The sequence below is a fragment of the Sinorhizobium sp. NG07B genome, assembly GCF_002532005.1.
In the GTDB taxonomy this organism is placed as follows: domain Bacteria; phylum Pseudomonadota; class Alphaproteobacteria; order Rhizobiales; family Rhizobiaceae; genus Sinorhizobium; species Sinorhizobium fredii_C.
Map to the genome: position 1 here is coordinate 262,644 of NZ_NWTD01000003.1, position 26,370 is coordinate 289,013.

Genomic DNA, 26,370 nt, shown 5'->3' on the forward strand with positions numbered 1-26,370 from the left:
ATGCGGCCGGAGCCTTTCTTTAGTGACGGGTGCCACAGCCAGTGCTGCCGGGCAGGCGATGTAGTTCGCCGGGTGCCGCTGGAGCGTTGTCGACATCCGCCATCGCGACAAATGAGGACGTGGAATGAGTGCGATCAACGACAATGTTTCCGAAATCCTCCTGGACAAGGTCGCGGACTGGCTGATGCGGACATCCCTCAGCGACGAATCGCTGGAGACGATCGTGCGCGGCTTCTGCGAGCGGCTGGCAGCGGCCGGCCTGCCGCTCATGCGCGTTCACCTCTCCTTTTCGATGCTCCACCCGCTCTATGACGCGCTCGGCTTCACCTGGTGGCGCGGCCGCGGCGTCGAGGTCAGCGGCCTTCGCCATGAGGAACTGGCGCTCAATCCCGATCGGTTCCTCCGCAGCCCCTATTATTACCTGCTCAGCAATAATCTCGACCATGTGCGGCGACGGATCGATCCGGCACAGCCGTCGGAATTCCCGATCTTCGATGAGCTCAAGGAACAGGGAGCGACCGACTATATCGCCTTCATGCAGCCGCTCGGCGCCGTCTCCGAGCATGGCATGGTCGGCTCCTGGACGACCGATCGTCACGGCGGCTTCAGCGATGACGTCATCGCCGCCTTGCTGAGGCTGCAGAACCATCTGGCCATCGCCGCCAAGGTCGCGGTGCTCGGCAAGCTCGCCGACAACATGTTGACCACCTATCTCGGCGCCAATGCCGGCCGGCGGGTCCTCAGCGGCCAGGTGCGCCGGGGAGATGGCGAGACGGTTCGCGCGGTCCTCGTCATGGCCGACATGCGCGACTCAACCGTTCTTGCAGAGCGGGAAGGCCGGCAAGCCTATATCGAGACGCTGAACGGTTTCTTCGACGCGATCGCGACGCCGTTCAACCGCCATGGCGGCCAGATCCTGAGCTTCGTCGGCGACGGCTTCATCGCCGTCTATCCCTGCGGCCGGCACAAGGAGCCTTCCGAGCTTGCGAGCCGCGAAGCCTTCGCCGCAGTCGGTACGGCGCGCGCCCGGCTCGCCGCTCTCAATGCCGAACGGAAGAGGCAGGGCCGCGAACCGATCGGCTACGGCGTCGGCCTGCATGTCGGCAACGTCATGTTCGGCAATGTCGGATTGCGGGACCGGCTGACTTTCTCGGTTTTCGGCTCGGCGGTAAACGAGGTGCAGCGGCTGCAGAATCTCACGAAGAAATACGGCCACAACGTCGTCGCCAGCGAAGCCTTCGTCAATTATTGCGGCGGCGATTGGCTGACCCTCGGGCAAGAGAGGCTGCGCGGCGTGCGCCAGAAGTTTACGGTTCTCTATCCCAAGGACGCGGCCCTCGCTGCCATCGCACAGGAACGCGCCTTCGACGAGACGGAGGATGGACTTTCCGAAGCGGAGCATGTCATGCTGCTCTATCGCAACAAGATCGGGCCGCCGGGGCCTCGCGGCCTGATCGACAAGATGCTCCAATGAGGGATATATGCTTCGCGTCGCTTTTCTGGCCGCCACTCTTCTCCTGCCGACCATCGCAAACGCTCAAGCGCTGCAGCAACAACAACCTCCTCTGGAGCAGAAACTGGTCGACGGTTTCGAAGGCAAGGATTTTGCGCCGGAAGGCGGCCTCTATTACCGCGAGAATTTCGAGCAGAGCGCCGGCACCGTCGAGTTCCAGACCGCGGTCAAACGGACGGGCAATGGCGGGCTGAAGCTCAGCGTCGTGCCGCATTGCCCGACATTGAACGACGGCTGCAGCGAGCGGGCGGAAATCTGGGAAAAGACCGCTCTGCGCGTTCCCTATGACCAAGGCGTCTGGTACGGCTTCGCGGTCAAGTTCGACGACCCGATTCCGAGCGGCGACCATCGCTATCTGATCGCACAATGGAAGCGCGAGATCGATCCTGGCGCGGATGGGGATTTCAGCCCCTTTCTGGCGCTGCGCATGGACCTCGGGAAGCTCTTCGCCACCGTCGAGACCAATTATCAGCTGCCGATTTCGACCGGCCCCGAAGGAAAGCCGGCCCGCTGCGGGCCGGGCGAGGTGCCGGCCTGGGCCCGCCCCGACGTGAACCAGGTGCGCATCCTGGTGGCCACGGACCCGAACTGGACGACTGAGGACAGCAGCCTTTTCAACTCGTGCACGAAGGCGGTGACGGTCACCGATCACGGCAATCCGCTCCCGGAGCCGGGTTCCGGCTGGATCGATTTCGCGATCTTCACCAAACCCGGGCCGGACGGCACGGGGCACATCGAGCTGTTTGCCAACGGTAAGCCGATCATAACGGTCAAGGGCCATATCGGCCACGCCGACAAAGGCCTGGGAGAGAATCAGTATTTCAAGTTCGGCCCCTATCGCGCCGCCGACACGACCGACTGGACGCTCTATTACGACGACTTCCGCCGTTCATCGCGTTGTGCCGATGTCCTGACGGACGGCGTTTGCCCCTTTCCGTAAAAGGTCCGCGCGCCACTTGCCAACGCCCTCCACGTACCCCACCGGCGGTGCGCTGGACAGCCCGCGGAAGCTAAGCTACTGTTTCGACGGTGGCGGACGCTACAGCGCCGCGGGGCATGTCAAGGTCGCTGTGACACTTGAAATTGCTGCATAATATCCCTGCCATAAGGGAGGGGATCATGCAGGAGGGGTAATGAGGGCGGTGTGTTGCAATGACTTCAGGAGCGGACCTACTAAGGGTTGAGGGTCTGCGGATCACATTTTCCGTGCTTGGCGGCAACGTGGAGGCCGTCCGGGGAGCGAATTTCAGAATTTTGCCAGGCAAGGTGACGGCGCTCGTCGGCGAGTCCGGGTCGGGCAAGTCGGCCATCAGCCAGGCGATCATGGGCATTTTGCCCAGTGTCGCCAAGGTGGGCGGCCGGGTCCTGTTTAACGACACCGCGGCCGGGGCAAAGCCGGTCGACCTGCTCTCGCTCGAAACCGACGGGAGCGAGATCCAGGAAATCCGAGGCGCTCGGATCAGCAAGATCTTCCAGGAGCCGATGACCTCGCTGTCGCCGCTCCACACGATCGGCAACCAGATTTCCGAAGTGCTGAAAATCCACACGGATGCGGACAAGGCGGAGCGCCGGGCGCAAACCGAAGAGCTGCTGGGCTATGTCGGTTTCGCTAATCCGAAGCGGGCCTACGACATGTACCCCTTCGAGCTTTCCGGCGGCATGCGTCAGCGGGCGATGATCGCCATGGCGCTGATCTGCCGCCCGGCACTGCTGATCGCCGACGAGCCGACGACGGCGCTCGACGTGACGGTGCAGGCGCAAATCCTGCAGCTGCTGCGCGAGCTCCAGTCGAAGCTCAACATGGCCATGCTGTTGATCACGCACGACCTTGGCGTCGTCGCCAACATGGCCGACGAGGTGGTCGTCATCTATCACGGCGATATCGTCGAGGCGGGGCCGGTCGAGGCAATCTTCCGCAATCCGCAGCATCCCTATCTCAAGGGGCTGATGGCGGCCGTGCCGCATTTCGACATGAAGCCGGGTGAAAGGCTGAAGGCGCTTCGCGAAGTGCCGGTCAAGGCCGGGACGCTCCTCGGAACCCAGCACGTCAAGAAGGCCGCCGGGCCGGATGTCCTCGTCTCGGTCCGCCATCTGTGCAAGACGTTCTCGACGCGCTCGTCCGGTTGGTTCGGCAGCGGCACCACGTCGCGCCACCGCGCCGTCAACGATGTCAGCTTCGACATCCGTCGCGGCGAGTGCCTGGGGCTGGTCGGCGAAAGCGGCTGCGGCAAGACGACCGTCAGCAAGATACTGATGCGCGCCGTGACGCCGGATCAGGGTTCGGTCACCTTCGACGACGGGGAAGGCGCCGTCGACGTCCTGAAGCTCGATGGCGCCGAGCTCAAGGCGCTTCGCGCCAAGATCCAGATGGTCTTCCAGGATCCGGTCTCGTCGCTTTCGCCGCGCATGACGGTCAAGAACATCCTCAGCGAGCCGCTCGAGATTCACGGCCGGGGCGATCCGAAGTCGCGGGTCGAAACCGTCCGCTCCCTGCTGCAGGCGGTCGGCCTCGACCAGCGCTTCATCAATCGCTATCCGCACAGCTTTTCCGGCGGTCAGAGGCAGCGCATCGGCATTGCCCGGGCGCTGGCGCTGGTTCCGCAGCTCCTGATCTGCGACGAGCCCGTCTCGGCCCTCGATGTCTCAGTCCAGGCCCAGATTCTCAACCTTCTCAAAGATTTGCAGAAGGAACTCGGCCTGACGATGCTGTTCATCTCGCACAATCTGGCGGTCGTCGACTACATGGCCGACCGAATTGCCGTCATGTGTTCGGGGCGGATTGTCGAGCTCGCACCGCGCGAGGTGCTGATGCGCAATCCGGTTCATCCCTATACGAAATCACTGCTGGCAGCCGTGCCCTATCCCGATCTGGATCGGAAGCTCGACTTCGACGCGCTCCAGGCGAGCGGGTGTTCGGACCAGCGTCAGTGGGGAGTGCAATTCTCGGACGGCGGCGAGGAGAACGCTCTCTTTCCGGCCGATCTTGGCGGTGGTCATTACGTGCTCGCCAGGAAATCGGCAGATGCTAGGGAGTTGCGCCCGTGATTACCCGAAGAACAGCACTCGCCATCCTCGCTTCAACCGCCCTGCCGAAAGTCCTCTTCGCCGCGGCGGGCGGGGTCGATGCCTCGGCGCCGCTTGTCGCCGAAGGCAAGATTCCGCCGCTCAACGAACGCCTGCCGAAAACGCCGCGAGTGATCAATGTCGCAGCGATGGGGAGGCAGCCCGGCCGGCATGGCGGAACGATCCGCAGCCTGATCGGCAGCGCCAAGGACATCCGCCTGATGACGATCTACGGTTATGCCCGGCTGGTCGGCTACGACGAGGCGCTCAACCTCCACCCGGACGTGCTCGAACGCTTCGAGACGGTGGAGGACCGGATTTTCACCTTCCATCTTCGCGAGGGGCACAAGTGGTCGGACGGCACGCCGCTGACCGCCGAGGACTTCCGCTACTGTTTCGAGGACGTGCTGCTCAACGAGGACCTGTCGCCGGCCGGCCTGCCGACGGCCATGGTCATGGACGGTCAGGCGGCGAAGTTCGAGGTCCTCGACGAGCGCACGCTGCGCTACTCCTGGGCGATGCCCAATCCGGATTTCCTGCAGAAGCTGGCGGCGCCGCAGCCGCTGGTTCTCGCCATGCCCTCGGCCTATCTCAAGCAGTTCCACAAGAAATACCAGGAAGAGGATAAGCTGAAGGCGCTGATGAAGGAAGAGCGGGTCAAGAAGTGGCACCAGCTCCACCAACGCATGGCGCGCTCCTACAGGCCGGAAAACCCGGACCTGCCGACCCTCGATCCGTGGCGCAACACGACGCCGCTGCCGGCCGAACAATTCATCTTCGAGCGCAATCCGTTCTTCCATCGCGTGGACGAGAACGGCCTGCAACTGCCCTATATCGACAAATTCGTGCTGAGCGTCAGTTCGTCGGCGCTCATCCCGGCGAAGACCGGCACGGGCGAAAGCGACCTGCAGGCGGCGGGCATCGACTTCGTCGACTATACCTACCTCAAGGATGCCGAGAAGCGTTATCCGGTGAAGGTCAAATTGTGGAAGAAGACCACCGGCTCGCGCCTGGCGCTGCTTCCGAACCTCAATTGCGCCGATCCGGTGTGGCGGCCGCTCTTGAGAGACGTGCGGGTCCGCCGGGCCCTGTCGCTGGCCATCGACCGGCGTGAGATCAACATGGCGGCCTTTTACGGGCTGACCAAGGAGAGCGCCGATACGGTCCTGCCGGATAGTCCGTTGTTCCGTCCCGAATACGCGAGCGCCTGGATCGCCCACGATCCCGACCAGGCCAACGCCCTGCTCGATGAGGCCGGCCTTGCGAAACGCGACAGCGACGGCATCCGCATCCTTCCCGACGGCCGGCGTGCGCAGATCGTCGTGGAAACGCCCGGCGAAAGCACACTCGACACGGATGTGCTGCAGCTCATCACCGACTACTGGCAGAAGGTCGGCATCTCGCTCTTCATCCGCACCTCGCAGCGCGACACGTTCCGCAGCCGGGCGGTCGGCGGCGAGATCGTCATGTCCATGTGGTTCGGCATCGACAACGGCGTGCCGACGGCGGACATGAACCCGGGCCAGCTCGCTCCGACCGCCGACGACCAGCTGCAATGGCCGGTATGGGGCCTGAACTATATTTCGCACGGCGAAATGGGCGAGGCACCGGACCTGGAGCCGGTGGTCGAGTTGCTCGCCTTGCTCAAGCGCTGGCGGCATTCCGCCGACGACGCGGAGCGGGCCGACATATGGAGGCAGATGCTGTCCATCTATACGGACCAAGTCTTCTCGATCGGCCTCGTCAACGCTTCGCTGCAGCCGATCCTCGTTTCGACGAAGCTGCGCAACATGCCGGATGAGGCGCTGTGGGGCTTCGATCCGACGAGTTATTTCGGCGTCTACAAGGCGGATACCTTCTGGCTGGAACAGGATAGCTGAGATGCTGCGGTACATCCTCTGGCGCATCGCGGTGATGGTGCCGACCTTGCTCATCATCTCGGCACTCGTCTTCACCATCATCGAGCTGCCGCCCGGCGACTATTTCGAGAGCTACATCGCCGAGCTGAGGGCGCAGGGCGAAGGCGTCGACATGGAGCAGATCGAGTCGCTGCGCCAGCAATACGGCTTCGATCAGCCGCCGCTGCTGCGCTATGTCTATTGGGTCGGCGGCATGCTGCAGGGGGATTTCGGCTATTCCTTCGAATATGAGTTGCCGGTGAGCGAGGTTGTCGGCGACCGCCTGTGGCTGACGATCCTGGTGTCGTTCTTCACCATCATCTTCACCTGGATCATCGCCTTCCCGATCGGCATCTATGCGGCGACCAACCAATACAGCTGGGGCGATTACGGTCTCTCGCTCGTCGGCCTCATCGGCATCGCCATCCCGAACTTCATGCTGGCGCTGATCCTCATGTATTTCGCCAATATCTGGTTCGGCACCTCGATTGGCCACCTGATGGACCAGAAATACCTTTCCGAGCCGATGAGCTGGGAGAAGGCGAAGTCGATCCTCGAACACATCTGGATTCCGGTGATCATCGTCGGCGCCGCCGGCACGGCCGGGATGATCCGGCGCTTGAGGGCGAACCTGCTCGACGAGTTGCAGAAGCAATATGTGGTGACCGCCCGGGCCAAAGGCCTCTCGCGGACCCGGACCCTTGTCAAATATCCGCTGCGGATGGCGCTCAACTTCTTCATCTCCGACATCGGCTCAATCCTGCCGGCGATCATTTCCGGTGCTGAAATCACCGCGATCGTGCTGTCGCTCGAGACCACCGGGCCGATGCTGATCAAGGCGCTGCAAAGTCAGGACATGTATCTCGCCGGGTCGTTCCTGATGTTCCTGGCGTTCCTCACCGTCATCGGTGTCCTGATTTCCGACCTCGCGCTCGCCGTCCTCGATCCCAGAATTCGCCTGCAAGGCAGGAGCACCAAGTGACGTCACCGATTCCTGCCCCGGGCGAACCGCTACCGCATTACGTGTCGACCGCCCCCTTCGATCCCTATTCCGTCGAGGTGATGACGGAGGAGCAGGTGCGCGTCAACCAGGCGTCGCAGCTGCGGCTGATGTGGTGGAAGTTCAAGCGGCACAAGGTTGCGCTGGCGTCCGGCATCTTCCTGGCGGTGCTCTACGGGATGATTCTCATCTGCGAGTTCCTGGCGCCCTACAATCTGCACACGCGCAACATGAATTTCATCTACGCGCCGCCGCAGCGGGTGCATTTCTTCCATGAGGGAGATTTCGTCGGCCCCTTCGTCTACGGACGGACGATGCAGCTCGACATGGATACGCTGAAGCGAAACTACACGGACAACCGGGCGGACGTGCAGCCGATCCGCTTCTTCTGCCGCGGCGACAGCTATCGCTTCTGGGGACTTTTCGAAAGCAACCTGCATCTCGTCTGCCCGGCGGAAAACGGCCAGATGTTCTTGCTCGGCAGCGACAGGCTGGGGCGCGACGTGCTGTCGCGCATCATCTACGGCGCGCGGATCTCGCTGACGATCGGCCTGCTCGGGATCACCGTCAGCTTCGTGCTGGGCATCGTCATCGGCGGCCTTGCCGGCTATCACGGCGGCGTTTTCGATCTCGTCGTGCAGCGGCTGATCGAAGTTCTCCAGTCGATACCGAGCATTCCGCTGTGGCTTTCGCTGGCGGCGATCATGCCGGCGACATGGAGCCCGATCCTCATCTATCTCGGCATCACCGTCATTCTCGGGCTTCTCGACTGGACCGGCCTGGCGCGCGCCGTCCGCTCCAAGCTGCTGGCGCTCAGGGAAGAGGACTATGTGCTTGCGGCGCAGCTGATGGGGGCGAAAAGCAGCCGCATCATCGGGCGGCATCTGGTGCCGGGCTTCATGTCGCATCTCATCGCGACAGCGACGATCTCGATTCCCGGCATGATTCTCGGCGAGACGGCGCTCAGCTTCCTCGGCCTCGGGCTGCGCCCGCCGATCACCAGCTGGGGCATCCTGCTGACCGAGGCAAAGAGTGTCAGCGTGATTGCCTTCTATCCTTGGCTGCTGTTTCCGACTATACCAGTCATTCTTGTGATATTGGCGTTCAACTTCCTGGGAGACGGGTTGCGCGACGCCGCAGATCCCTACAAATAGCCCCGGTACCGTCGCTCGATCAAAAAACAGGCGCTGCAGCGGACTTGGCGTTTCCGTATGAGAGAAAGGTTCTTCGTATGATACGGCGCTTCGAAGATGCCCGGATTCTCATGTACAGCCATGATACGTTCGGCCTGGGGCACCTCCGGCGCTGTCGCGCGATCGCGCATGCGCTCGTCGAGGACTACAGCGGCCTGCAGGTGCTGATCATTTCCGGGGCCACCATCGCCGGCGCCTTCGACTATCGGGCCCGCGTCGACTTCGTGAAGATCCCGAGCGTCATCAAGCTCAGGAATGGCGAATACACCTCCCTTGACCGCCATATCGACCTGCACGAGACGCTGAAGATGCGTCAGTCGATCATTCGCTCGACCGCCGAGACCTTCAAACCGGACATCTTCATCGTCGATAAGGAGCCGATGGGGCTGCGCGGGGAGGTCGAGGACACCTTGACCTATCTGAAGACGCACGGGACCCGCTTGGTTCTCGGCCTTCGCGAAATCATGGATGCGCCGCACCTGCTCGAGGAAGAGTGGAAGCGCCGCGACACGATGCGCAAGATCGAGCAGTTCTACGATTCGATCTGGGTCTACGGGCCGCCGGATTTCTATGACCCGCTGGTCGGGATTGACGTGCCGGCGGCGGTGCGCGACCGCATGAATTTCGTAGGCTTCCTGCAGCGAAGCGTTCCGCATGACGGATTGCCCGATCACCGGCCGGAGGGCGACTATATTCTGGTGACCACCGGGGGCGGTGGCGACGGCGCCGAGCTCATCCACAACGTCATCCACGCCTACCAGCAGGACCCGAACCTCACGCATAACGCACTTGTCGTCCTCGGCCCCTACATGCCCGCCAAGCAGCGCAACAAGCTAATCCGGAAGGGCGGCCGTATCCCGTTCATCAAGATCATCGAGTTCGACAATCGCATGGAGGAACTGGTCGCCGGCGCCCGGGCCGTCATCTCGATGGGCGGCTATAACACCTATTGCGAGATCCTCTCCTTCGACAAGCCGGCGCTGATCGTACCGCGGCTGCAACCGCGAGAGGAGCAGTTGATCCGGGCGCGCCGCGCCTCGGAGCTCGGCCTGGTCGAGATGCTGCTGCCCCACGAGGCGGAGGACCCGTTGCGCTTCGCCGCCGCGCTCAAGGCCCTGCCGCAGCGTGCCGCCCCCTCCCGCAACAGGCACGAACTGAGGCTGGAGGGCCTTGTCCATATCTCCGGGATCGTCGGAGACTGGCTCGATCACCGATCGAGGGATCACCTGAGCGTCGTCAAGCAGACAAGCTGAAATACCCGTGCCCGAAACTCGAAAGATCGCCGTTGTTCTGAAGGGCTACCCACGCCTTTCCGAGACCTTCATTGCCCAGGAACTGTTGGGTCTCGAAAGGGCGGGGCACGATCTCGTGCTCGTCGCCCTCAGGCGCCCGACCGACGCGAAGCGCCACCCCGTGCATGACGAGATCCGGGCGAAGGTGTTCTATCTCCCGGAGTATCTGCATGACGAACCCTGGCGGGTGTTTCGCGCGCTGTTGACGTCGCTGCCGAAGGGCCGCTTCTGGCGGGCACTCCGTCCCTTCATAGGCGATCTCCGTCGTGACTGGACGCGCAACCGCTTCCGCCGCTTCGGCCAGGCGCTGGTGCTCTTCGCCGAATGGCCGACCGGGGCGCGTTGGCTTCACGCGCATTTCATCCATACGCCCGCCTCGGTGACGGCCTATGCGAGCATCATGGCCGGCGTTCCCTGGACTTGCTCGGCCCATGCCAAGGACATTTGGACTTCCGCGGACTGGGAGCTGTCGGAGAAGCTTGGTCGGGCGCGCTGGACGGTGACATGCACGCGCAGCGGCTTCGAGCACTTGAAGAGCCTGGCGGCCGAGAAATCCCGGGTGCATCTCAGCTATCACGGCCTGGACCTCGATCGCTTCCCAAGCTTCGAGGGCGATCACTCCAGCCGCGACGGATATGATCCCCGCGATCCGGTGCGCATCGTCAGCGTCGGGCGGGCCGTCGCCAAGAAGGGCTACGACATTCTCCTCAAGGCGCTGTCGATATTGCCCGCCGATCTCAATTGGCGTTTCGACCACATAGGGGCGGGCGATCTGACCAAGGATATGCGGGGACTCGCCGGTGATCTCGGCCTTGCCCATCGCGTGACCTGGCACGGCGCGCTCGATCAGAAGGACGTGCTCGCGCGCTATCGGGAGAGCGACATATTTGCACTTGCCTGCCGGGTTGCGGCCGACGGCGATCGCGACGGCTTGCCGAACGTGCTGGTCGAGGCGTCGAGCCAGCGGCTTGCCTGCGTTTCGACCCAGGTGTCCGGCATTCCCGAGCTGCTCGAGGATGACGAGAACGGCCTTGTCGTGCCGCCCGAGGATCCGCGTGCCCTTGCAGCCGCGCTTGAGCGGCTTATCCGCGACCCGGCTTTGCGCAGGAGGCTTGGCGCTGCGGCGGAAAGGCGCGTGCGGGCCGAGTTCGACCACCACTCGAGCGTCAGCCAGTTGAGCGATCTTTTCGAAAGCGAATGGAGAAGGGCCCCTTGAGCAAGCGGCGCGTTTTTTTCTATGTGCAGCACCTGCTCGGTATCGGGCATCTGGCAAGGGCGAGCCGCATTGCGAAGGCGCTGCTGAAGCGCGGCTTCGACGTGACGATGGTCACCGGCGGCTTGCCGGTTCAGGGCTTTCCCGGAGAGGACATCAGGACGGTCGTCCTGCCGCCGGTGACGGCGGGGGACAAGGGATTCTCCGGTCTGACAGACGCCGAGGGCAATCCGGTGACCGCCGCGTTCCAGGAGCGTCGCAAGGATCTGCTCCTGGATGCACTCCGCCGTGCGGAACCCGACATCGTCATCATCGAGGCCTTTCCGTTCGGCCGCGGGCAGATGCGCTTCGAGCTTCTGCCGCTGCTCGAGGCGATCGAAGCGATGCAACGCCGCCCGCTGGTCGCGACTTCGCTGCGCGACATTCTGCAGGAACGGACGAAGCCAGGCCGGGCCGAGGAGACGGTCGAACTGGTGAAGAAGCATTTCGACCTCGTGCTCGTCCACGGCGACCCGGCTTTTGCCCGGCTCGAGGAGACCTTTCCCCTGGCAAGCGAGATCGCCGGGCGGGTGGCCTATACCGGCCTTGTCGCCCCGCCATCGCCGGGCGAGCCCGTCGAGACCTTCGACATTCTGGTTTCTGCGGGCGGCGGGGCCGTCGGCAAGGAACTGATCGGCGCTGCACTCGGGGCTGCGAAGCTCTTGCCGCAAGAGCTCCGCTGGTGCCTGGTAACCGGCCCGAACCTGCCGCAGCCGGACTTCGACGAACTCGCCATCTCGGCACCGGAAAACGCCAGCCTGTTTCGTTTCCGCCAGGATTTCGCAAGCCTCCTTGCCGGCGCGCGTCTCTCGGTGTCACAGGCCGGTTACAACACCGTCTGTGACATATTGCGGGCCGGATGCAGCGCGCTGCTCATTCCCTTTACCGCCGGCGGCGAAACGGAGCAGAGCACGCGGGCAACGAGACTGGAGAGGCTCGGGCTGGCCGCCGTCCTGCCCGAGGAAGGAATCACCGCGCGGCAACTCGCCCGTCGGGTGGAGGCGTCGCTTGCGCGTTCGAAACCCGATATTCCGCCGCTCGATCTCGACGGGGCCGACAATACGGCGGCAATTGTCGAGGAGCATCTGAATCGGATGGAAGGCGTCAGACCGCACCAATCAGCATGAAGCGCGTATATTTCTTCATCGGCAGTGCGCCGGCGAAGTTGACCCGGGAAAGGCCGGCCTTGGCCTGAAACTCCCCGAGCGAGGCAACGCAGTTGATGTGGGTCGGCTCGCTGAAATAGTCGTTTGACTGCAAGAGCACGCGGGTGCCGGAGGGGACGAGGCCGAGCCATGCGCCAAGATCGGTGATGTGCTCGCAGCTCGTGTTGATGACGAGATCGGCCCGAAGGCCGCGATAGTCGATCTGATACATATCCGCCGTGACGGCGCGAAAACGGTCGCCGAAGCCGGCATTCAGCGTCAGCGCCACCTGCTGGACCGCCGGATCGATGTCGAAACTTTCGATCGCCGCGATCATGAAGCGTCGATCTTCGAGCAGCATGGCCGGCAGAATGCCGTACCAGCCGCCGAGAACGGCGATCCTGCTGTAGTCGGAGCCGCCGCTCTTCAAGAGCTCCTCGCGGGCCCAGAGCTTGCAGAGAACCTGCTTGTGGTTGAAGGCATTGGCGATATTCGCTTCCGGATGCTTCGCAATGACCTTGGCTATGCCGGCGACAAGCGTGCTGCCCGTGTATGCGGCGAGACCCCGCGCGAGGTCATAACCGTTTTCGTGCCAATCGTCGGATGTGCGGGGGGAGTGGCTGGCATGCGTCATGCGGCTGTTGTAAGCTCACGGTCCGGCAAGCGCAAGGCGCGCAAGAACACCGCGACTGGCCGGTTGCCGAAGGAGCCGAGCCGCACCGGAACGACAGGGCAGTTCGATATCCGACTGAAGAAGTCCGCTTGTCCAACCAAGCGCTTGACATGGAGCATGCCTCTGCTCTCATGGCAGGCAGTCACCGAGTTCGTGGAAGAGGCGAACGCCATTGAAGATCTGGTGGAGAGAAACCATTTGCGGCTAGTGTCCGCCTCCGGAGCGGCCCTGCGATCCCGAATTTCAGATTAGGTCTCATTACCCTCTCATGGAACCCCGTCTTTCCCGCTACATCTGGACCCATACCCGAAAGTCGCAGCTCTGGATCCTCCTGATCGTGGCGCTGTCGATGATCCCCTATTTCATGTCTTTCGACCTGCCGAAGCAGATCGTCAACGGGCCGATCCAGGGACAGGACTTCGAGACGCCCGGAGCGACCCAGCTCTTCCTGCCGATTTCCTTCAGCCTGCCGTATTTTGGCGAGGTCAATCTGTTTTCGGGAATCGAACTTGGGCGGCAGGGGACGCTGCTGGCACTCAGTCTCGTCTTTCTCCTGCTGGTGATCATCAACGGGCTCTTCAAGTTCTACATCAACACTTACAAGGGCCGGCTCGGCGAACGGCTCCTCAGGCGCATCCGTTTCGAGCTCGTCGACCGCGTCCTGCGCTTCCCGCCGCATCACTTGAAGCGCGTGAAGCCCGCAGAAATTTCGACGATGATCAAGGATGAAGTGGAGCCGATGGGCGGCTTCACCGGCGACGCCTTCGTGCAGCCTGCGCTGCTCGGCGGCCAGGCGCTGACGGCGCTGATCTTCATCCTGATCCAGAGCTTCTGGCTCGGCATCATCGCCTTTGTCATCGTCGCGATTCAGGCGATAATCATTCCGCGCATGCGCCGGCGCCTGCTGGTGCTCGGCCGCGAGCGGCAGCTGACGGCACGCGAGCTCTCCGGACGGGTCAGCGAAATCGTCGATGGCATCGGCACGATCCGCGGCCATGATACGTCCAACTACGAGCGCGCCGACATTGCCGCCCGCCTCGGCCGGATTTTCAAGATCCGCTACGACCTTTACCAGTGGAAGTTCCTGGTGAAGTTCCTGAACAACTTCCTCGCCCAGGTCACGCCTTTCCTGTTCTATTCGATCGGCGGCTATTTCGCCCTCCAGGGGCGCCTTGACATCGGCCAGCTGGTCGCGGTGATCGGTGCCTACAAGGACCTGCCGGGACCGCTGAAGGAACTGATCGATTGGGACCAGGCGCGCCAGGACGTGCAGGTCAAATACACCCAGGTCGTCGAACAATTCAGCGTCGAGCCGCTGATCGACCCGAAGGTCCAGGAGGTTTCCCTTGCGTCGCCCCCGGTGCTCGCCGGCGCTCTTGCTGCCGTCAATCTCACTCTTGCCGACGACGGCGGCGCCAAGCTGATCGAGCATGTCTCCTTTCAGGTGCGCCCGGGCGAGACGGTGGCGGTTACGGGCGGCACGGGTGGCGGCGGAGAGGCTCTGGCCGAGGCCCTCGGCCGCCTAGCTTGGCCGGCAAGCGGCAGGATCGTCGTCGGCGACGATGACATCCATGAGCTGCCGGAGTCCGTCATCGGCCGGCGGATCTCCTATGCCTCCTCAGAGGTCTACACCTTCCAAGGCAGTCTCGGCGACAATCTGCTCTACGGTCTCAAGCATGCGCCGCTGACCGAGGTCGTCTATGAGGGCGACAAGGCGGCCCATCGCCGGTGGGAACTGCTCGAGGCGAAGCTCGCCGGCAATCCCTCGCTCGACCTCAATAGCGACTGGATCGACTATGGAGCGGCCGGAGCGACGGGGCCGGAGGATCTCTTCAACAAGGTCAGGGCGGTGCTCGACGTCGTGCTGTTGACGAACGACATTTCGGCATTGGCGGTCCGTTCGACGATCAATCCCGTCGAACATGAGGCATTTGCCCATGAAATCGTCGAAATGCGCGCAGCGCTCCGCCGGCGCCTCGAGGCCGAGAAGCTCAGCGACCTCGTCGTCTTCTTCGAGCCGGGCTCCTACAATATCGAGGCGACGGTCGGCGAAAACCTGCTCTTCGGCACGGTCACCGACAGGGCAAGGTGGGAGGAAGCGCTCGACAATCATCCCTTCTTCAAGACGGTGCTGAAGCGGGCGGGCCTGCACGAGACCTTCTACGAGATGGGGCTGGAAATTGCCGAGAACGTCGTCGAATTGTTCCGCGACCTGCCGCCGGATCATCCGTTCTTCCAGCAGCTGACCTTCATGACCAGCGAGGAAATCCCGGGCTATGAAGCGCTTCTGCAGAAGGTCAGGGGCCGGCCGCTCGACGAGGTCTCGGAGGAGGACGCGATCCGGATCATCCGACTGTGCTTCGGCTATATCGAGCCGCGGCATCGCTTCGGCCTGCTGACTGAGGAGCTTATGCAAAAGATCGTCGAGGCGCGGCGTGAGTTCAGCGACGGACTGCCTGCCGATCTCGTCGGCGTCATCGAGCACTACCAGCCGAACCGCTACATGGCCTCGGCCACCATCCTCGACAACGTGCTTTTCGGTCGCATCGGCCACAAGCACACGGATGGATCGGACAAGATCCGGGCGATCGTTCGCGATCTCTTCGAGGCGCTCGGCCTTTACAACAAGGTGCTGGCCTTCGGTCTCGATTTCGACGTCGGCGCCGGCGGCAAGCGGCTGACCGCAGGCCAGCGGCAGAAGCTCAATCTGGCGCGCACCCTGATCCGGCTTTCGGATTTCTACATCATCAACCAGCCGCTGGCGGCGCTCGACCAGCGCACCCAGGACCAGATTACCCGCAACGTCTTCGCCTTTCTCCACGACGAAAAGCGGGATCCGGCGATCGTGTGGGTTCTCTCCAATCCGGCCCTATCGGAACTCTTCGATCGCGTCGTGCATTTCGAAAACGGCCGGCTGGTGCACGACGAATCTGTGGAAACGCCCTCAAAAGACAGCGACTATAAGGAACTGGCGTCTTGATGTAATATTAGCATAGGGTGGCAGGCGTAATTTCCCGGCCGGTCGGGAACGGGCGTCTTCGCGCCCGCGGCACATTCGGAGAAGCGGACTGATATGCTCCTAAAAGACGAAGTGGAAATGTTGCGCCGGATAACGCTCTTTTCCGGTCTGCCGCCTGCGAAACTCAAGCTACTCGCTTTCACCTCCGACCGGGTGATGTACAGCGCCGGCGAAAACCTGTTCCGCCAAGGAGATATCGGAGACGCCGCCTATGTCATCCTGTCCGGCAAGGCCGACGTACTGGTATCGACGCCGACCGGCCAGCTGAAGGTCGCCGAAGTCGAGCAGAATTCGATCGTCGGCGAGATTGCAATCCTCTGCAACACGCCGCGCACCGCAACCATCCAGACGACCACTCCGCTCGAAGCCCTGCGGATCCGCAAGGACGATTTCCTGAAGCTGCTGGCCGATTTCCCCGAGATGGCGGTTGAGATCATGCGCGTGCTCGCCGACCGTCTCAGCCAGACGACGTCCGAGCTCACCGAAGCCCGCAGCCGCGCCCAACGGGCCGAGGCGTAGGGTTCCCAGACATTTCCGATGCGTGCGCTGGTACCCGTGCGCGGGTGGGCGATATTCCGGTTCCGGTTTCCGGAATCATGCAGTAGAGAGGCGCCATGCGCGCCATAACTTATTTCGACAAGACCATTCACTTCCCCGACAAGCCGGAAAAGAAGCGCTTTTTCGCCCGCTTGCAGGCCGGTCAATGGGAACCCGGCACCTTCCAGAACATCGCGCGCCTGGTCGACGAAAAAACCACCTTCATCGACATCGGCGGCTGGATCGGCGTCACCCCCTATTGGGCGGCGCAGATCGCCAACAATGTTATCGTCGTCGAGCCCGACCCGGTGTGCTTCGACATCCTGACACAGATGAAGGCCGGCAATGCCGGCGAGGTGGAACTCGTCAATGCCGCCCTGTCGCAGGACGAACGCCTGGTGCTCAACTCCGTCGGCGGCGGTTTCGGCAGCTCGGAGACCTCGGCGCTGATCGCCGACGACACCGGCATGGCGATCAGCGCCGAAACCGTGACGATCGAGAAGCTCCAGGCAATGGCAAAGACCGAGCGCCTCTGCTTCAAGATCGATATCGAAGGCTATGAATACAAGGCGCTGGACCAGTTCCGGGCGATCGACCGCAGGCGAACGGCGGGTGTGCTCCTTGCGGTGCATCCGCAGATCCTGGCTGCCTCGCTTTCCGGTCCTGCGCTGTTTCGAGCCATCCGGACCATGGCTGCGACGGTGCACTTGATCCGCAGCTTTCGCGGACTTCGCCTGGAGAACAGGTCGGCGATCTTTGCGGCATTGCGCAAATCGATCGCAAGACGCGAACTCAAAGGCTTCGACCTGCTCTTCCTTCCCAAGTGAGTAAGGGACGGCGTGTCAGATTGCCGGTCGGACGCTATGGAAGATGGTCGGCGCGGCGCCGGGTATCCTGCTTAGCGCATAGACTTCATAGGCAGCCTGCGGATCGTCGCCCATGCCGAGCGAACCCACCGGCATGCCCGGCACCGCGAGCCCGGGAATGTTCGGGCGCTCGGCGAGCAACTTTCTAATCGCCTCGAGCGGCACGTGCCCCTCGATCAGATAGCCGTCGAGCACCGCCGTGTGACAGGCCGCCATGTCCGGCGGCACGGCAAAGCGCCGCTTGATCGCGGTCATGTCGCTTTCGTTATGGACTTCGACCGCGAAGCCCGCTTCCCTCATGGCTGCCGCCCAGCTTTCGCAGCAGCTGCAGCCGGGATCCTTGTAGATCACCATGCGCACGGCGCCTGCCAGCGGGGTCGGAGCGCCGAGTAGGACAACACAGGCGCATGCCAGGGTGCCGGCCAGGAAATCTCTGCGGTGGATGGTCATCGGATCACTCCTTCCCCGCGCTGTTCATTCCAGCGCGCCGCGGATCGCATGAAATTAGACGCCCGAATGGTCAGCGTGTCGATGCACCAGATCGCCGCAGGCCGCGGACCGGCTCGCCGCCGCGGCCGAAACGCGCCGGCTCGGGCGACTTCTTCGGTTCGTTGTCTGCATCGGCAAGATCGTCGATGATCGGGCAGTCCGGCCGCGCGTCGCCGTGGCAATGGGCCGCAAGGTGTTTCAGCGTCAGACTCATCGCCTTCAGTTCCTCCGCCTTGCGCTCCAGTATCGCGACCTGATCGAGTGCGATCTTCTTCACCTCGCTGCTGGCGCGCGAACGATCGCGCCAAAGTGCCAGAAGTTCCGCCATCTGCTCGACGGTGAAGCCGAGGTCGCGGGCCCGCCGGATGAACCGCAGCGTATGGACGTCGTTGTCGCCGTAGTTGCGATAGCCGGATTGGGCCCTGTCGGCCGGCGGAATGAGGCCGATCTTCTCATAATAGCGGATCATCTTCGCCGAAACCCCCGAGGCGCGTGCGAGATCGCCGATATTCATGTCGTCATCCTTTCGACAGCCGGCAGCCAAGCCGAAATATAGGAACTTGCCGGGGCGGACGCCAATAAGGACCCGCTGCCGTTCACGCCTGCCGCTCCGAAGCTCGGAATCCCTTGAGGCGTAACGCATTGGCGACCACGAAGACGCTAGAAAGCGCCATTGCTCCGGCGGCAAAGACCGGCGAGAGCAGGACGCCATAGCCGGGATAGAGCGCGCCGGCGGCCACCGGAATCAGAACCACGTTATAGGCGAAGGCCCAGAACAGGTTTTGCTTGATGTTGCGGATCGTCGTCTTCGAAAGGGCGATCGCATTCGGCACGCCGACGAGGTCGCCGGACATCAGCACCACGTCGGCGCTCTCGATTGCGACATCGGTTCCCGTGCCGATCGCGATTCCGACATCTGCGGCGGCAAGCGCCGGCGCGTCGTTGATACCGTCGCCGACGAAGGCGACTCTTCGGCCGTCCGCTTGCAGGCGCTTGACCGCCGCGGCCTTGCCGTCCGGCAGCACCTCGGCGAGCACCTCGTCGATGCCGAGCTTGCGGGCGATCGCCTCGGCCGTTCGGCGATTGTCGCCGGTGACGATCGCGATCTTCAGGCCGAGGTCATGCAGCGCTCGGACGGCCTCTCGCGTCGTCTCCTTCAGCGGATCGGCAACCGCGATGATGGCGGCGACCCTGCCGTCGATCGCCGCATAGAGCGGGCTCTTGCCCTCGTCGCCGAGCCGGGCGGCTTCGGAGGCAAAGTGCGAGACGTCGAGGCCGAGACGTGCCATCAGCCTGTCGGCGCCAATGTGGACGTCCTTTCCGGCAACCTCGGCTCTGGTGCCAAAACCCGGAATTGCCTCGAACTTTTCAGGCTCGGCCAATTCGAGGCCGGCGGCTTCGGCCGCGGAAACGATCGCTTCGGCGATCGGGTGTTCGGACCGTGCTTCGGCGGCGGCGATTAGAGCCAGGACGGTGTTGCGCTCGAAACCGGGCGCGGTCTCGAGATCGGTCAGCTCCGGCCGTCCCTCGGTCAGCGTGCCGGTCTTGTCGATGGCGATGACCGCGGCATTGCGCAAGGTCTGCAACGCTTCGCCCTTGCGAAAAAGCACGCCCATCTCGGCGGCCCGGCCGGTGCCGACCATGATCGAAGTTGGCGTGGCGAGACCCATGGCACAGGGGCAGGCGATGATCAGTACCGCGACGCTGTTGACGAGCGCGAAGGTGAGGGCCGGGTCCGGCCCGAAAACGAGCCAGGTGAGGAAAGTCACCACGGCGACCGCCATCACGGCCGGCACGAACCAGCCGGTGACGCGATCGACGAGCGTCTGGATCGGCAGTTTCGCGCCTTGCGCCTGCTCGACCATCCGGATGATCTGCGCAAGAATGGTATCGGTGCCAACCTTGGTGGCACGGAAGGTGAAGGCGCCGGTCCTGTTGATCGTGCCGCCGACGACATCCGAACCCTTCGTCTTTTCCACCGGCACGGGCTCGCCGGTGATCATCGATTCGTCGACATAGGATTGGCCTTCGACGATCACGCCGTCGACGGCGACCTTCTCGCCGGGCCGCACCAGCACCATGTCGCCCACGCGCAACTCGGGAACCGGGATTTCCAGCATCTCGCCGCCGCGCCGGACGCGCGCTGTCTTGGGCTGCAGGCCCATCAAGTGCTTGATCGCCTCCGATGTGCGGCCCTTGGCGCGCGCTTCGAGGAGCCGTCCGAGCAGGATCAGTGTGACGATGACGGCTGCCGCCTCGTAGTAGACATTGGCGGTGCCGGCCGGCAGGAGCCGGGGCGCAAAGGTGGCGACGACCGAATAGCCCCAGGCGGCGGCCGTTCCGATCGCCACCAGCGAGTTCATGTCGGGTGCGGCGCGCAACAAGGCAGGCACGCCCTTGGCGAAGAAGCGGAGGCCGGGGCCGAAGAGAACGATCGTCGCCAGAGCGAACTGCAGGTACCGGCTCTCGGCCATGCCGATCCGGGTCATCACCAAATCATGGATTGCCGGAACGAAGTGCGAGCCCATCTCGAGGAGGAAGACAGGAAGCGTCAGGAGGGCGCCGGTCAGGAAGGCCCGCTCAACGCGTCTCAGCTCCTGTGCGCGCTTTTCTCCCTCGCGGTCGATATCCTGATCATTGCCGCGCTGATGTGCCTCGTAGCCGACGCCGCGAACCGCTTCCACCAGCTCCTCGGTGGAGGCGAGCCCCCTTACTAGCCGGATCGAGGCCCTCTCGTTGGCAAGATTGACATTCGCCTCGACGACGCCGGGGACGGCCTTCAGCGCCTTCTCGACGCGCCCCACGCAGGAGGCGCAACTCATCCCCTCGATGCCGAGCTCAAGCGCATCTTCAACCGCCCCGTAGCCGAGATTCTCGATCGCCTTGATGATCTCGGATGGTTTCGCCGTCTCGTCGAAGCGAATGTCGGCACGCTCCGTTGCCAGGTTGACGGAGGCGGAAACCACCCCCGGGACGGCGCTAATCGCCTTCTCGACGCGCGCGACGCAGGAGGCGCAGCTCATGCCCTCCACGGAAAGGCTGACGTTTTGCGTGCTTTCCACGTGCCTCGTTCCGGCGGCGTTCAGGGATGCCATGCTTATGTTCCTTGCGGTTATATCTGTCATTGAAGATGGGCCTTCCAACGGTGGGAAGGTCAAGGCGGACGCTTTGGAAAAATATTCGGGGTTTGATGATGATGATGACGCCGGTGCTTCGAAGGGCTGCGGCGGCCTGTCGCAAGCCCTATGACGAGCGAGAGCGCTCACCGGCTTGAGACCGGCAAATTGAAGCACGAGCTGGCGCGACCGAAGGACCAGCGGGCTCACCTTCAATGTTCGAACGGTAATGGCCGGTCACCACAGCCGGTTGACACTTATATGATAAGTGCATAGTAACAGCGTCGACTTCAATTGCACATCGCCTATGCGGACGGGTGGCGAAACCGGGGGAATAAAGCGGTGAAAACCAGCCCTTCAAACTGCCGGGTCGGCGTCGATATCGGCGGCACCTTTACGGACATCGCCCTCGATCTGGACGGAGTTCTCCACTCCACCAAGGTACTGACCGACTACGTGGCGCCGGAGCGGGCGATCTTGAAGGGTGTAGGGGTCGTCGCCGAGATGGCCGGCATAGCGCTTTCGGACATCGATATCCTAATCCACGGCACGACGCTTGCCACCAATGCGCTCATCGAGCGGCGCGGGGCTAAGACGGCGCTGGTGACGACGGAAGGGTTCCGCGATGTGCTGGAGATGCGCACGGAGAACCGCTTCGAGCAATACGATCTCAACATCTCGCTGCCGCCGGCGCTGATTGCCCGCGCGGATCGTTTCGTCGTGCGCGAGCGGATCGCCGCGTCGGGCAAAGTTCTTCTGCAGCTGGATGAAGCATCCGTCGCGGCAGTCATCGAGAAGATCGCCGCGGGCGGTTACGAGAGTGTCGCCATCGGGTTCATCCATGCCTATGCCAACGGCGCGCATGAGGTTGCGGTGCGTGAGGCCATGCTCGAGCGGCTGCCGCATGTCTCCGTCTCGATTTCCTCCGAAGTTTCCCCGCAAATGCGCGAGTTCGAGCGCTTCAACACGGTCTGCGCCAATGCCTATGTGAAACCGGCGATCAAATCCTATCTCGACCGGCTCGTCGTGTCGCTGAAGGAGATCGGCGTCGGCTGCCCGGTCTTCATGATCCATTCGGGCGGCGGCATCGTCTCGGTGGAAAGCGCGTCGGAGTTCCCGGTGCGGCTGGTGGAATCCGGTCCCGCGGGCGGGGCGATCTTCGCGGCAGACATTGCCCGGCGTCATGGTCTCGACACGGTGCTCTCCTTCGACATGGGCGGCACCACCGCCAAGATCTGCCTGATCGAGAACCAGGTGCCGAAGACAGCCAAGACCTTCGAGGTCGCCCGCACCTACCGCTTCCGCAAGGGCTCCGGCATGCCGATCTCGATTCCGGTGGTCGAGATGGTCGAGATCGGTGCGGGCGGCGGTTCGATCGCCAGTGTCGACGGCATGCGCCAGATCCGTGTCGGACCGCACTCCGCCGCTTCAGAGCCGGGCCCGGCCTGCTACCAGCGCGGCGGCAAGAACCCGACCGTGACGGATGCCGACCTGATCCTCGGCAAGCTCGATCCGGAGAACTTTGCCGGCGGCGCCATCCCGCTCTCCATCGATGCGAGCCGCAAGGCGATGAGCGACGATATCGGCTCTGTTCTCGCGCTCGATCCGGAAGCTGCCGCCTACGGCACCTGCGAGATGGTGGACGAGAACATGGCCAATGCCGGCCGCGTCCATACGGTCGAGAACGGCAAGAACATCGCCGACTTCACGATGATCACCTTCGGCGGCGCCGGACCGCTGCATGCGGCGCGTCTCTGCGAGAAGATGGGGATTACCACCTTCCTCGTCCCGCCGGGCGCCGGCGTCGGCTCGGCGATCGGCTTTTTGAAGGCACCCTTCGGCTATGAGTCCGTGCGCAGCGCCGTCTTCAACCTTACGAAATTCGATCATGCGGCGGCGAACCGGCTTATGGAAGCGATGCTGGCCGAGGCCGTCGGCTTCGTCGAAGGCGGGCTCGACATGGGCCAGCCGGTGATCGAACGCATGCTTTTCATGCGCTACGCCGGGCAGGGCTGGGACATTCCCGTTCCGCTGCAGTCCCCCCGCTTCGACTCCGACAGTGCCAAGACGATCGCTGCGCTGTTCGAGACTGAATACGGGCGCTTCTTCGGCCGCGCCATCGAAGGCCTCGATATCGAGATCGTCAGCTGGTCGGTCAAGGCGAGCTCGCCGTTGCCGCCGGTCGCCCGGGTTGCCGCCGTTGCTGAAGGCGAGGCCGTCGGGCCCGCCAAGACGCGCCGGCTGTTCGAAGCAGCTCAAGGGACCTATCTCGAAGCGGGTATTCATGAACGGACGCACCTGAAGCCCGGCGACGTCGTCAGAGGTCCGGCCGTTATCGTGGAGCGAGAGACCTCGACGGTTCTGACCTCCGCCTTCAGGGCCATCGTTCAGAACGACGGCTGCCTGCTCGTATCACGGCTTTGAGGATATTCCCATGAACCAATCGATGATCGATATCCACATGCAGGTCATGTGGAACCGCCTGATCTCCGTCGTCGAGGAGCAGGCGCAGACGCTGATCCGCACGGCCTTCTCCACCTCCGTCCGCGAGGCAGGCGATCTTTCCGCCGGCGTGTTCGACCTCGAAGGGCGCATGCTGGCGCAGGCCGTCACCGGCACGCCGGGCCACGTCAACGCCATGGCGGAATCCGTTGCGCACTTCATCCGCGATATCGGCCCGGAGAACATCTTCGAAGGCGACGTCTACATCACCAACGATCCATGGAAGGGCACCGGTCACCTGCACGACATCACGGTCGTCACGCCTTCCTTCCACCACGGCAAGCTCGTCGGCTACTTCGCCTCGACCGCCCATGTCGTCGATGTCGGCGGCCGCGGCTTCGGCCCGGATGCGCGTGAGGTCTACGAGGAAGGCATCTTCATCCCGATCATGAAGTTCTTCGAGCGCGGTGAACTGAACCGTACGCTCATCCATATCGTGCGCAACAACGTCCGAGAAAGCGACAAGGTGGTCGGCGACTTCCATGCGCTTGCAGCTTGCAACGAGACCGGCCACCGCCGCCTCATCGACATGCTGACGGAATTCAACCTCGAAGACCTGTCGATGATCGGCGGCTTCATCCTGAAGAACAGCCGCGAGGCGACGCTCGATCGGTTGAAGGACCTGCCGCACGGCTCCTGGGAGTACAGCCTCGATCTCGATGGCTACGATGAACCGGTGCACCTTGCCGCAAAGCTCACCATCAGCCCCGAGGGCGTGGCGGTCGATTTCGACGGTACCTCCGGCACGAGCAAGTTCGGCATCAACGTGCCGCTTGTCTATGCGAAGGCCTATGCCTGCTACGGCATCAAATGCGTCGTTGCCCCGGAAATCCCGAACAACGCCGCCTCGCTTGCGCCGTTCGACGTCGTCGCGCCGGAAGGCTGCATCCTCAATGCCAAACGTCCGGCGCCGGTCGCGGTGCGCCACGTGCTCGGCCATTTCGTCCCGGATCTGGTGCTCGGCGCGCTACATCAGGCGCTGCCGGGTCAGGTGCCGGCCGAAGGCGCGAGCGCGCTCTGGAACCTGCATATGAGCGTGCGCCCAGTCTCCGATCAAATCGGCGGCAAGGGCGCGGAGATCCTGATGTTCAACTCCGGCGGTTCCGGCGCACGCGCTTCGCTCGATGGGCTGAACGCCACTGCTTTCCCCAGCGGCGTCCATACTATGCCGATCGAGGCGACGGAGAATGTCGGCCCGGTCATCGTCTGGCGCAAGGAGTTACGCGAAGGATCCGGCGGCGCCGGTGCACAGCGCGGCGGCCTCGGCCAGATGATCGAGATCGAGGCGGCCGAGGGCTATTCTTTCCGCTTCTCCGCCATGTTCGACCGTCTCGGTCATCCGGCGCGCGGCCGCGACGGGGGCAGGGACGGGGCGGCCGGTTTCGTGACGCTCGACGATGGAACGGTGCTGAAGGGCAAGGGATTGCAATTCGTGCCTGAGGGAAGAAGGCTCGTGCTCGCGCTTCCGGGCGGCGGAGGCTACGGCGATCCGGCGGAGCGCCCTGCGGATGCTGTCGCCCATGACGTCAGGCACGGCTACATCACCGAAGATCAGGCCATGCTCTACGGCAAGGCGGAAGGGAAGGCATGAACATGATGACGTTCGAAAGCAGCCGAGCCGCGACGATCAAGTCCTCGCCGTCGATGGCGATTTCTCTTGCCGCCAAGGCAATGCGGGCCCAGGGCGAGCATGTGGTCGACCTCTCGCTCGGCGAGCCGGATTTCGACACGCCGGCGCATGTCGTCGCGGCGGCGGCCGACGCGATGAAGCGCGGGATCACCCGCTATACGGCCCCGGACGGCCTGCCCGAACTGCGCGAGGCGATCGTCGCCAAGTTCAGGCGCGAGAACGATCTCGACTACGCCATGGACGAGATCTCGATCGGCAACGGCGCCAAGCAGATACTCTTCAATGCCTTCCTCGGAACGCTTGAGCCGGGCGACGAGGTGGTGGTTCCGGCGCCCTACTGGGTCTCCTATACGGATATTGTGATCCTGCACGGCGGTTTACCTGTCGTCGTGCCCTGCGGCGTCGAGGATGCCTTCAAGATTACACCTGAACGCCTCGAAGCGGCGATTACGCCCAAAACGCGTTGGTTCCTGTTTAACTCACCCTCCAACCCGACCGGTGCGATCTATACCGCCGACGAGCTGAAAGCCCTTGGCGAAGTGCTGGCACGCCACCCGCGCGTCGCCATCATGTCGGACGAGATTTACGAGCACATCGTCTGCGGTGACGTGCCCTTCACCTCATTCGCGAATGCATGCCCCGAACTGCGCAATCGCACGCTCCTGATCAACGGCGTGTCCAAGGCCTATGCGATGACCGGCTGGCGGCTCGGCTATGCGGCAGGGCCGAAGGAACTGACGAAGGTGTTGAACAAACTCCAGTCACAGAGCACCACCTGTCCGTCTTCGATCACCCAGGTTGCCGCCGCGGCTGCGCTGAACGGCCCGCAGGATTTCGTGACGAAAGCTGTGGCGGAATACAAGGCGCGCGGTGAAATGGTGACGCAAGGTTTCGGCGCGATTGCCGGTCTTGAAGTACGCGCCCCGGAAGGCGCATTCTATCTGTTTCCGAAATGCGCCGCCTATATCGGCAAGACCGCGCCGGACGGAGCGACAATCGCCAGTGACACTGATCTGGCGTCGTACCTCCTGAAGGAGGGAAAGGTCGCGACCGTGCCGGGTTCAGCTTTCGGCGTAGAGCCCTATATTCGCCTGTCCTTCGCAACATCGCGCGAAAACCTCGCTTTGGCCATCGAGCGAACCGCCGGTGCCCTGGCTAGACTTCGCTAATCAGGATCAAGTC

The 26,370-nt window shown here is 63.2% G+C and carries 20 protein-coding genes; 16 read left to right on the forward strand and 4 right to left on the reverse strand.

The annotated features are described in order from the left end of the window. The first annotated feature begins 124 nt into the window (after window positions 1-124). The 9 genes from CO664_RS11255 (at window position 125) to CO664_RS11295 (ending at window position 12,338) form a co-directional block, all read left to right on the forward strand. Window positions 125-1,474, forward strand: a complete 1,350-nt coding sequence (locus CO664_RS11255) for an adenylate/guanylate cyclase domain-containing protein (RefSeq protein ID WP_097524536.1) — start codon at window positions 125-127, stop codon at window positions 1,472-1,474. Window positions 1,475-1,481: 7 nt separating this feature from the next. Next, entirely contained in the window at window positions 1,482-2,453 is a 972-nt protein-coding gene (locus CO664_RS11260; protein ID WP_097538783.1) for a polysaccharide lyase, read from the forward strand. Between the two features lie 212 nt (window positions 2,454-2,665). Continuing rightward, window positions 2,666-4,558 carry an ABC transporter ATP-binding protein gene (locus CO664_RS11265; protein WP_097538784.1) on the forward strand — a complete coding sequence of 631 codons (1,893 nt, stop codon included), beginning with the start codon at window positions 2,666-2,668 and terminating at the stop codon, window positions 4,556-4,558. Continuing rightward, on the forward strand, window positions 4,555-6,456 hold the full coding sequence (locus CO664_RS11270) for an ABC transporter substrate-binding protein (protein ID WP_097538785.1): 1,902 nt from the start codon (window positions 4,555-4,557) through the stop codon (window positions 6,454-6,456). Before CO664_RS11265 ends, CO664_RS11270 begins: the two co-directional genes overlap by 4 nt. Before the next feature lies 1 nt (window position 6,457). Then, window positions 6,458-7,456, forward strand: a complete 999-nt coding sequence (locus CO664_RS11275; protein ID WP_037384592.1) for an ABC transporter permease — start codon at window positions 6,458-6,460, stop codon at window positions 7,454-7,456. After that, window positions 7,453-8,628, forward strand: coding sequence for an ABC transporter permease (locus CO664_RS11280; protein WP_037416868.1), 1,176 nt, complete (start codon window positions 7,453-7,455; stop codon window positions 8,626-8,628). The genes CO664_RS11275 and CO664_RS11280 overlap by 4 nt, the downstream gene beginning before the upstream one ends. Before the next feature lie 77 nt (window positions 8,629-8,705). Further along, window positions 8,706-9,920, forward strand: a complete 1,215-nt coding sequence (locus CO664_RS11285) for a glycosyltransferase family protein (protein ID WP_097538786.1) — start codon at window positions 8,706-8,708, stop codon at window positions 9,918-9,920. A gap of 7 nt (window positions 9,921-9,927) precedes the next feature. Further along, window positions 9,928-11,175, forward strand: a complete 1,248-nt coding sequence (locus CO664_RS11290; RefSeq protein ID WP_097538787.1) for a glycosyltransferase family 4 protein — start codon at window positions 9,928-9,930, stop codon at window positions 11,173-11,175. Then, window positions 11,157-12,338: a glycosyltransferase gene (locus CO664_RS11295; protein ID WP_097538788.1), complete on the forward strand. Its 1,182-nt coding sequence runs from the start codon at window positions 11,157-11,159 to the stop codon at window positions 12,336-12,338. The genes CO664_RS11290 and CO664_RS11295 overlap by 19 nt, the downstream gene beginning before the upstream one ends. Here CO664_RS11295 and CO664_RS11300 read toward each other — a convergent pair. After that, on the reverse strand, window positions 12,316-12,990 hold the full coding sequence (locus tag CO664_RS11300) for an SAM-dependent methyltransferase (protein ID WP_097538789.1): 675 nt from the start codon (window positions 12,988-12,990) through the stop codon (window positions 12,316-12,318). The genes CO664_RS11295 and CO664_RS11300 overlap by 23 nt on opposite strands. A 307-nt stretch (window positions 12,991-13,297) precedes the next feature. Here CO664_RS11300 and CO664_RS11305 point away from each other — a divergent pair, with 307 nt between their 5' ends. The 3 genes from CO664_RS11305 to CO664_RS11315 all read left to right on the forward strand — a co-directional run bounded on the left by CO664_RS11305 (window position 13,298) and on the right by CO664_RS11315 (window position 17,412). Beyond that, window positions 13,298-16,009 (forward strand): ABC transporter ATP-binding protein, encoded by a 2,712-nt coding sequence (locus CO664_RS11305; RefSeq protein WP_097538790.1) that lies wholly within the window; start codon window positions 13,298-13,300, stop codon window positions 16,007-16,009. Window positions 16,010-16,102: 93 nt separating this feature from the next. After that, on the forward strand, window positions 16,103-16,567 hold the full coding sequence (locus CO664_RS11310; protein WP_037416890.1) for a Crp/Fnr family transcriptional regulator: 465 nt from the start codon (window positions 16,103-16,105) through the stop codon (window positions 16,565-16,567). Between the two features lie 95 nt (window positions 16,568-16,662). Continuing rightward, the gene (locus CO664_RS11315; protein WP_097538791.1) at window positions 16,663-17,412 is read left to right on the forward strand and encodes an FkbM family methyltransferase; all 750 of its coding nucleotides are present in this window, start codon (window positions 16,663-16,665) and stop codon (window positions 17,410-17,412) included. A gap of 15 nt (window positions 17,413-17,427) precedes the next feature. On the opposite strand, the gene CO664_RS11320 is transcribed toward CO664_RS11315, so the two are convergent. The 3 genes from CO664_RS11320 to CO664_RS11330 form a co-directional block, all read right to left on the reverse strand. Beyond that, window positions 17,428-17,901: a DUF411 domain-containing protein gene (locus tag CO664_RS11320; RefSeq protein WP_097538792.1), complete on the reverse strand. Its 474-nt coding sequence runs from the start codon at window positions 17,899-17,901 to the stop codon at window positions 17,428-17,430. Between the two features lie 70 nt (window positions 17,902-17,971). Further along, window positions 17,972-18,454, reverse strand: a complete 483-nt coding sequence (gene cueR, locus CO664_RS11325) for a Cu(I)-responsive transcriptional regulator (RefSeq protein ID WP_097538793.1) — start codon at window positions 18,452-18,454, stop codon at window positions 17,972-17,974. Between the two features lie 82 nt (window positions 18,455-18,536). Continuing rightward, window positions 18,537-21,035 (reverse strand): heavy metal translocating P-type ATPase, encoded by a 2,499-nt coding sequence (locus CO664_RS11330; protein WP_097538794.1) that lies wholly within the window; start codon window positions 21,033-21,035, stop codon window positions 18,537-18,539. Window positions 21,036-21,039: 4 nt separating this feature from the next. On the opposite strand from CO664_RS11330, the gene CO664_RS30685 reads away from it, so the two are divergent. From CO664_RS30685 to CO664_RS11345, 4 genes are all read left to right on the forward strand, one after another. After that, a complete protein-coding gene (locus tag CO664_RS30685) occupies window positions 21,040-21,189 on the forward strand; it encodes a hypothetical protein (RefSeq protein WP_158254920.1) in 150 nt (49 codons plus the stop codon). Window positions 21,190-21,398: 209 nt separating this feature from the next. Next, window positions 21,399-23,480, forward strand: coding sequence for a hydantoinase/oxoprolinase family protein (locus tag CO664_RS11335; protein ID WP_097538795.1), 2,082 nt, complete (start codon window positions 21,399-21,401; stop codon window positions 23,478-23,480). Between the two features lie 10 nt (window positions 23,481-23,490). Further along, window positions 23,491-25,149, forward strand: a complete 1,659-nt coding sequence (locus CO664_RS11340) for a hydantoinase B/oxoprolinase family protein (protein WP_097538796.1) — start codon at window positions 23,491-23,493, stop codon at window positions 25,147-25,149. Beyond that, the gene (locus CO664_RS11345) at window positions 25,146-26,357 is read left to right on the forward strand and encodes a pyridoxal phosphate-dependent aminotransferase (RefSeq protein WP_176536562.1); all 1,212 of its coding nucleotides are present in this window, start codon (window positions 25,146-25,148) and stop codon (window positions 26,355-26,357) included. Before CO664_RS11340 ends, CO664_RS11345 begins: the two co-directional genes overlap by 4 nt. The last annotated feature ends 13 nt before the right edge of the window (window positions 26,358-26,370 follow it).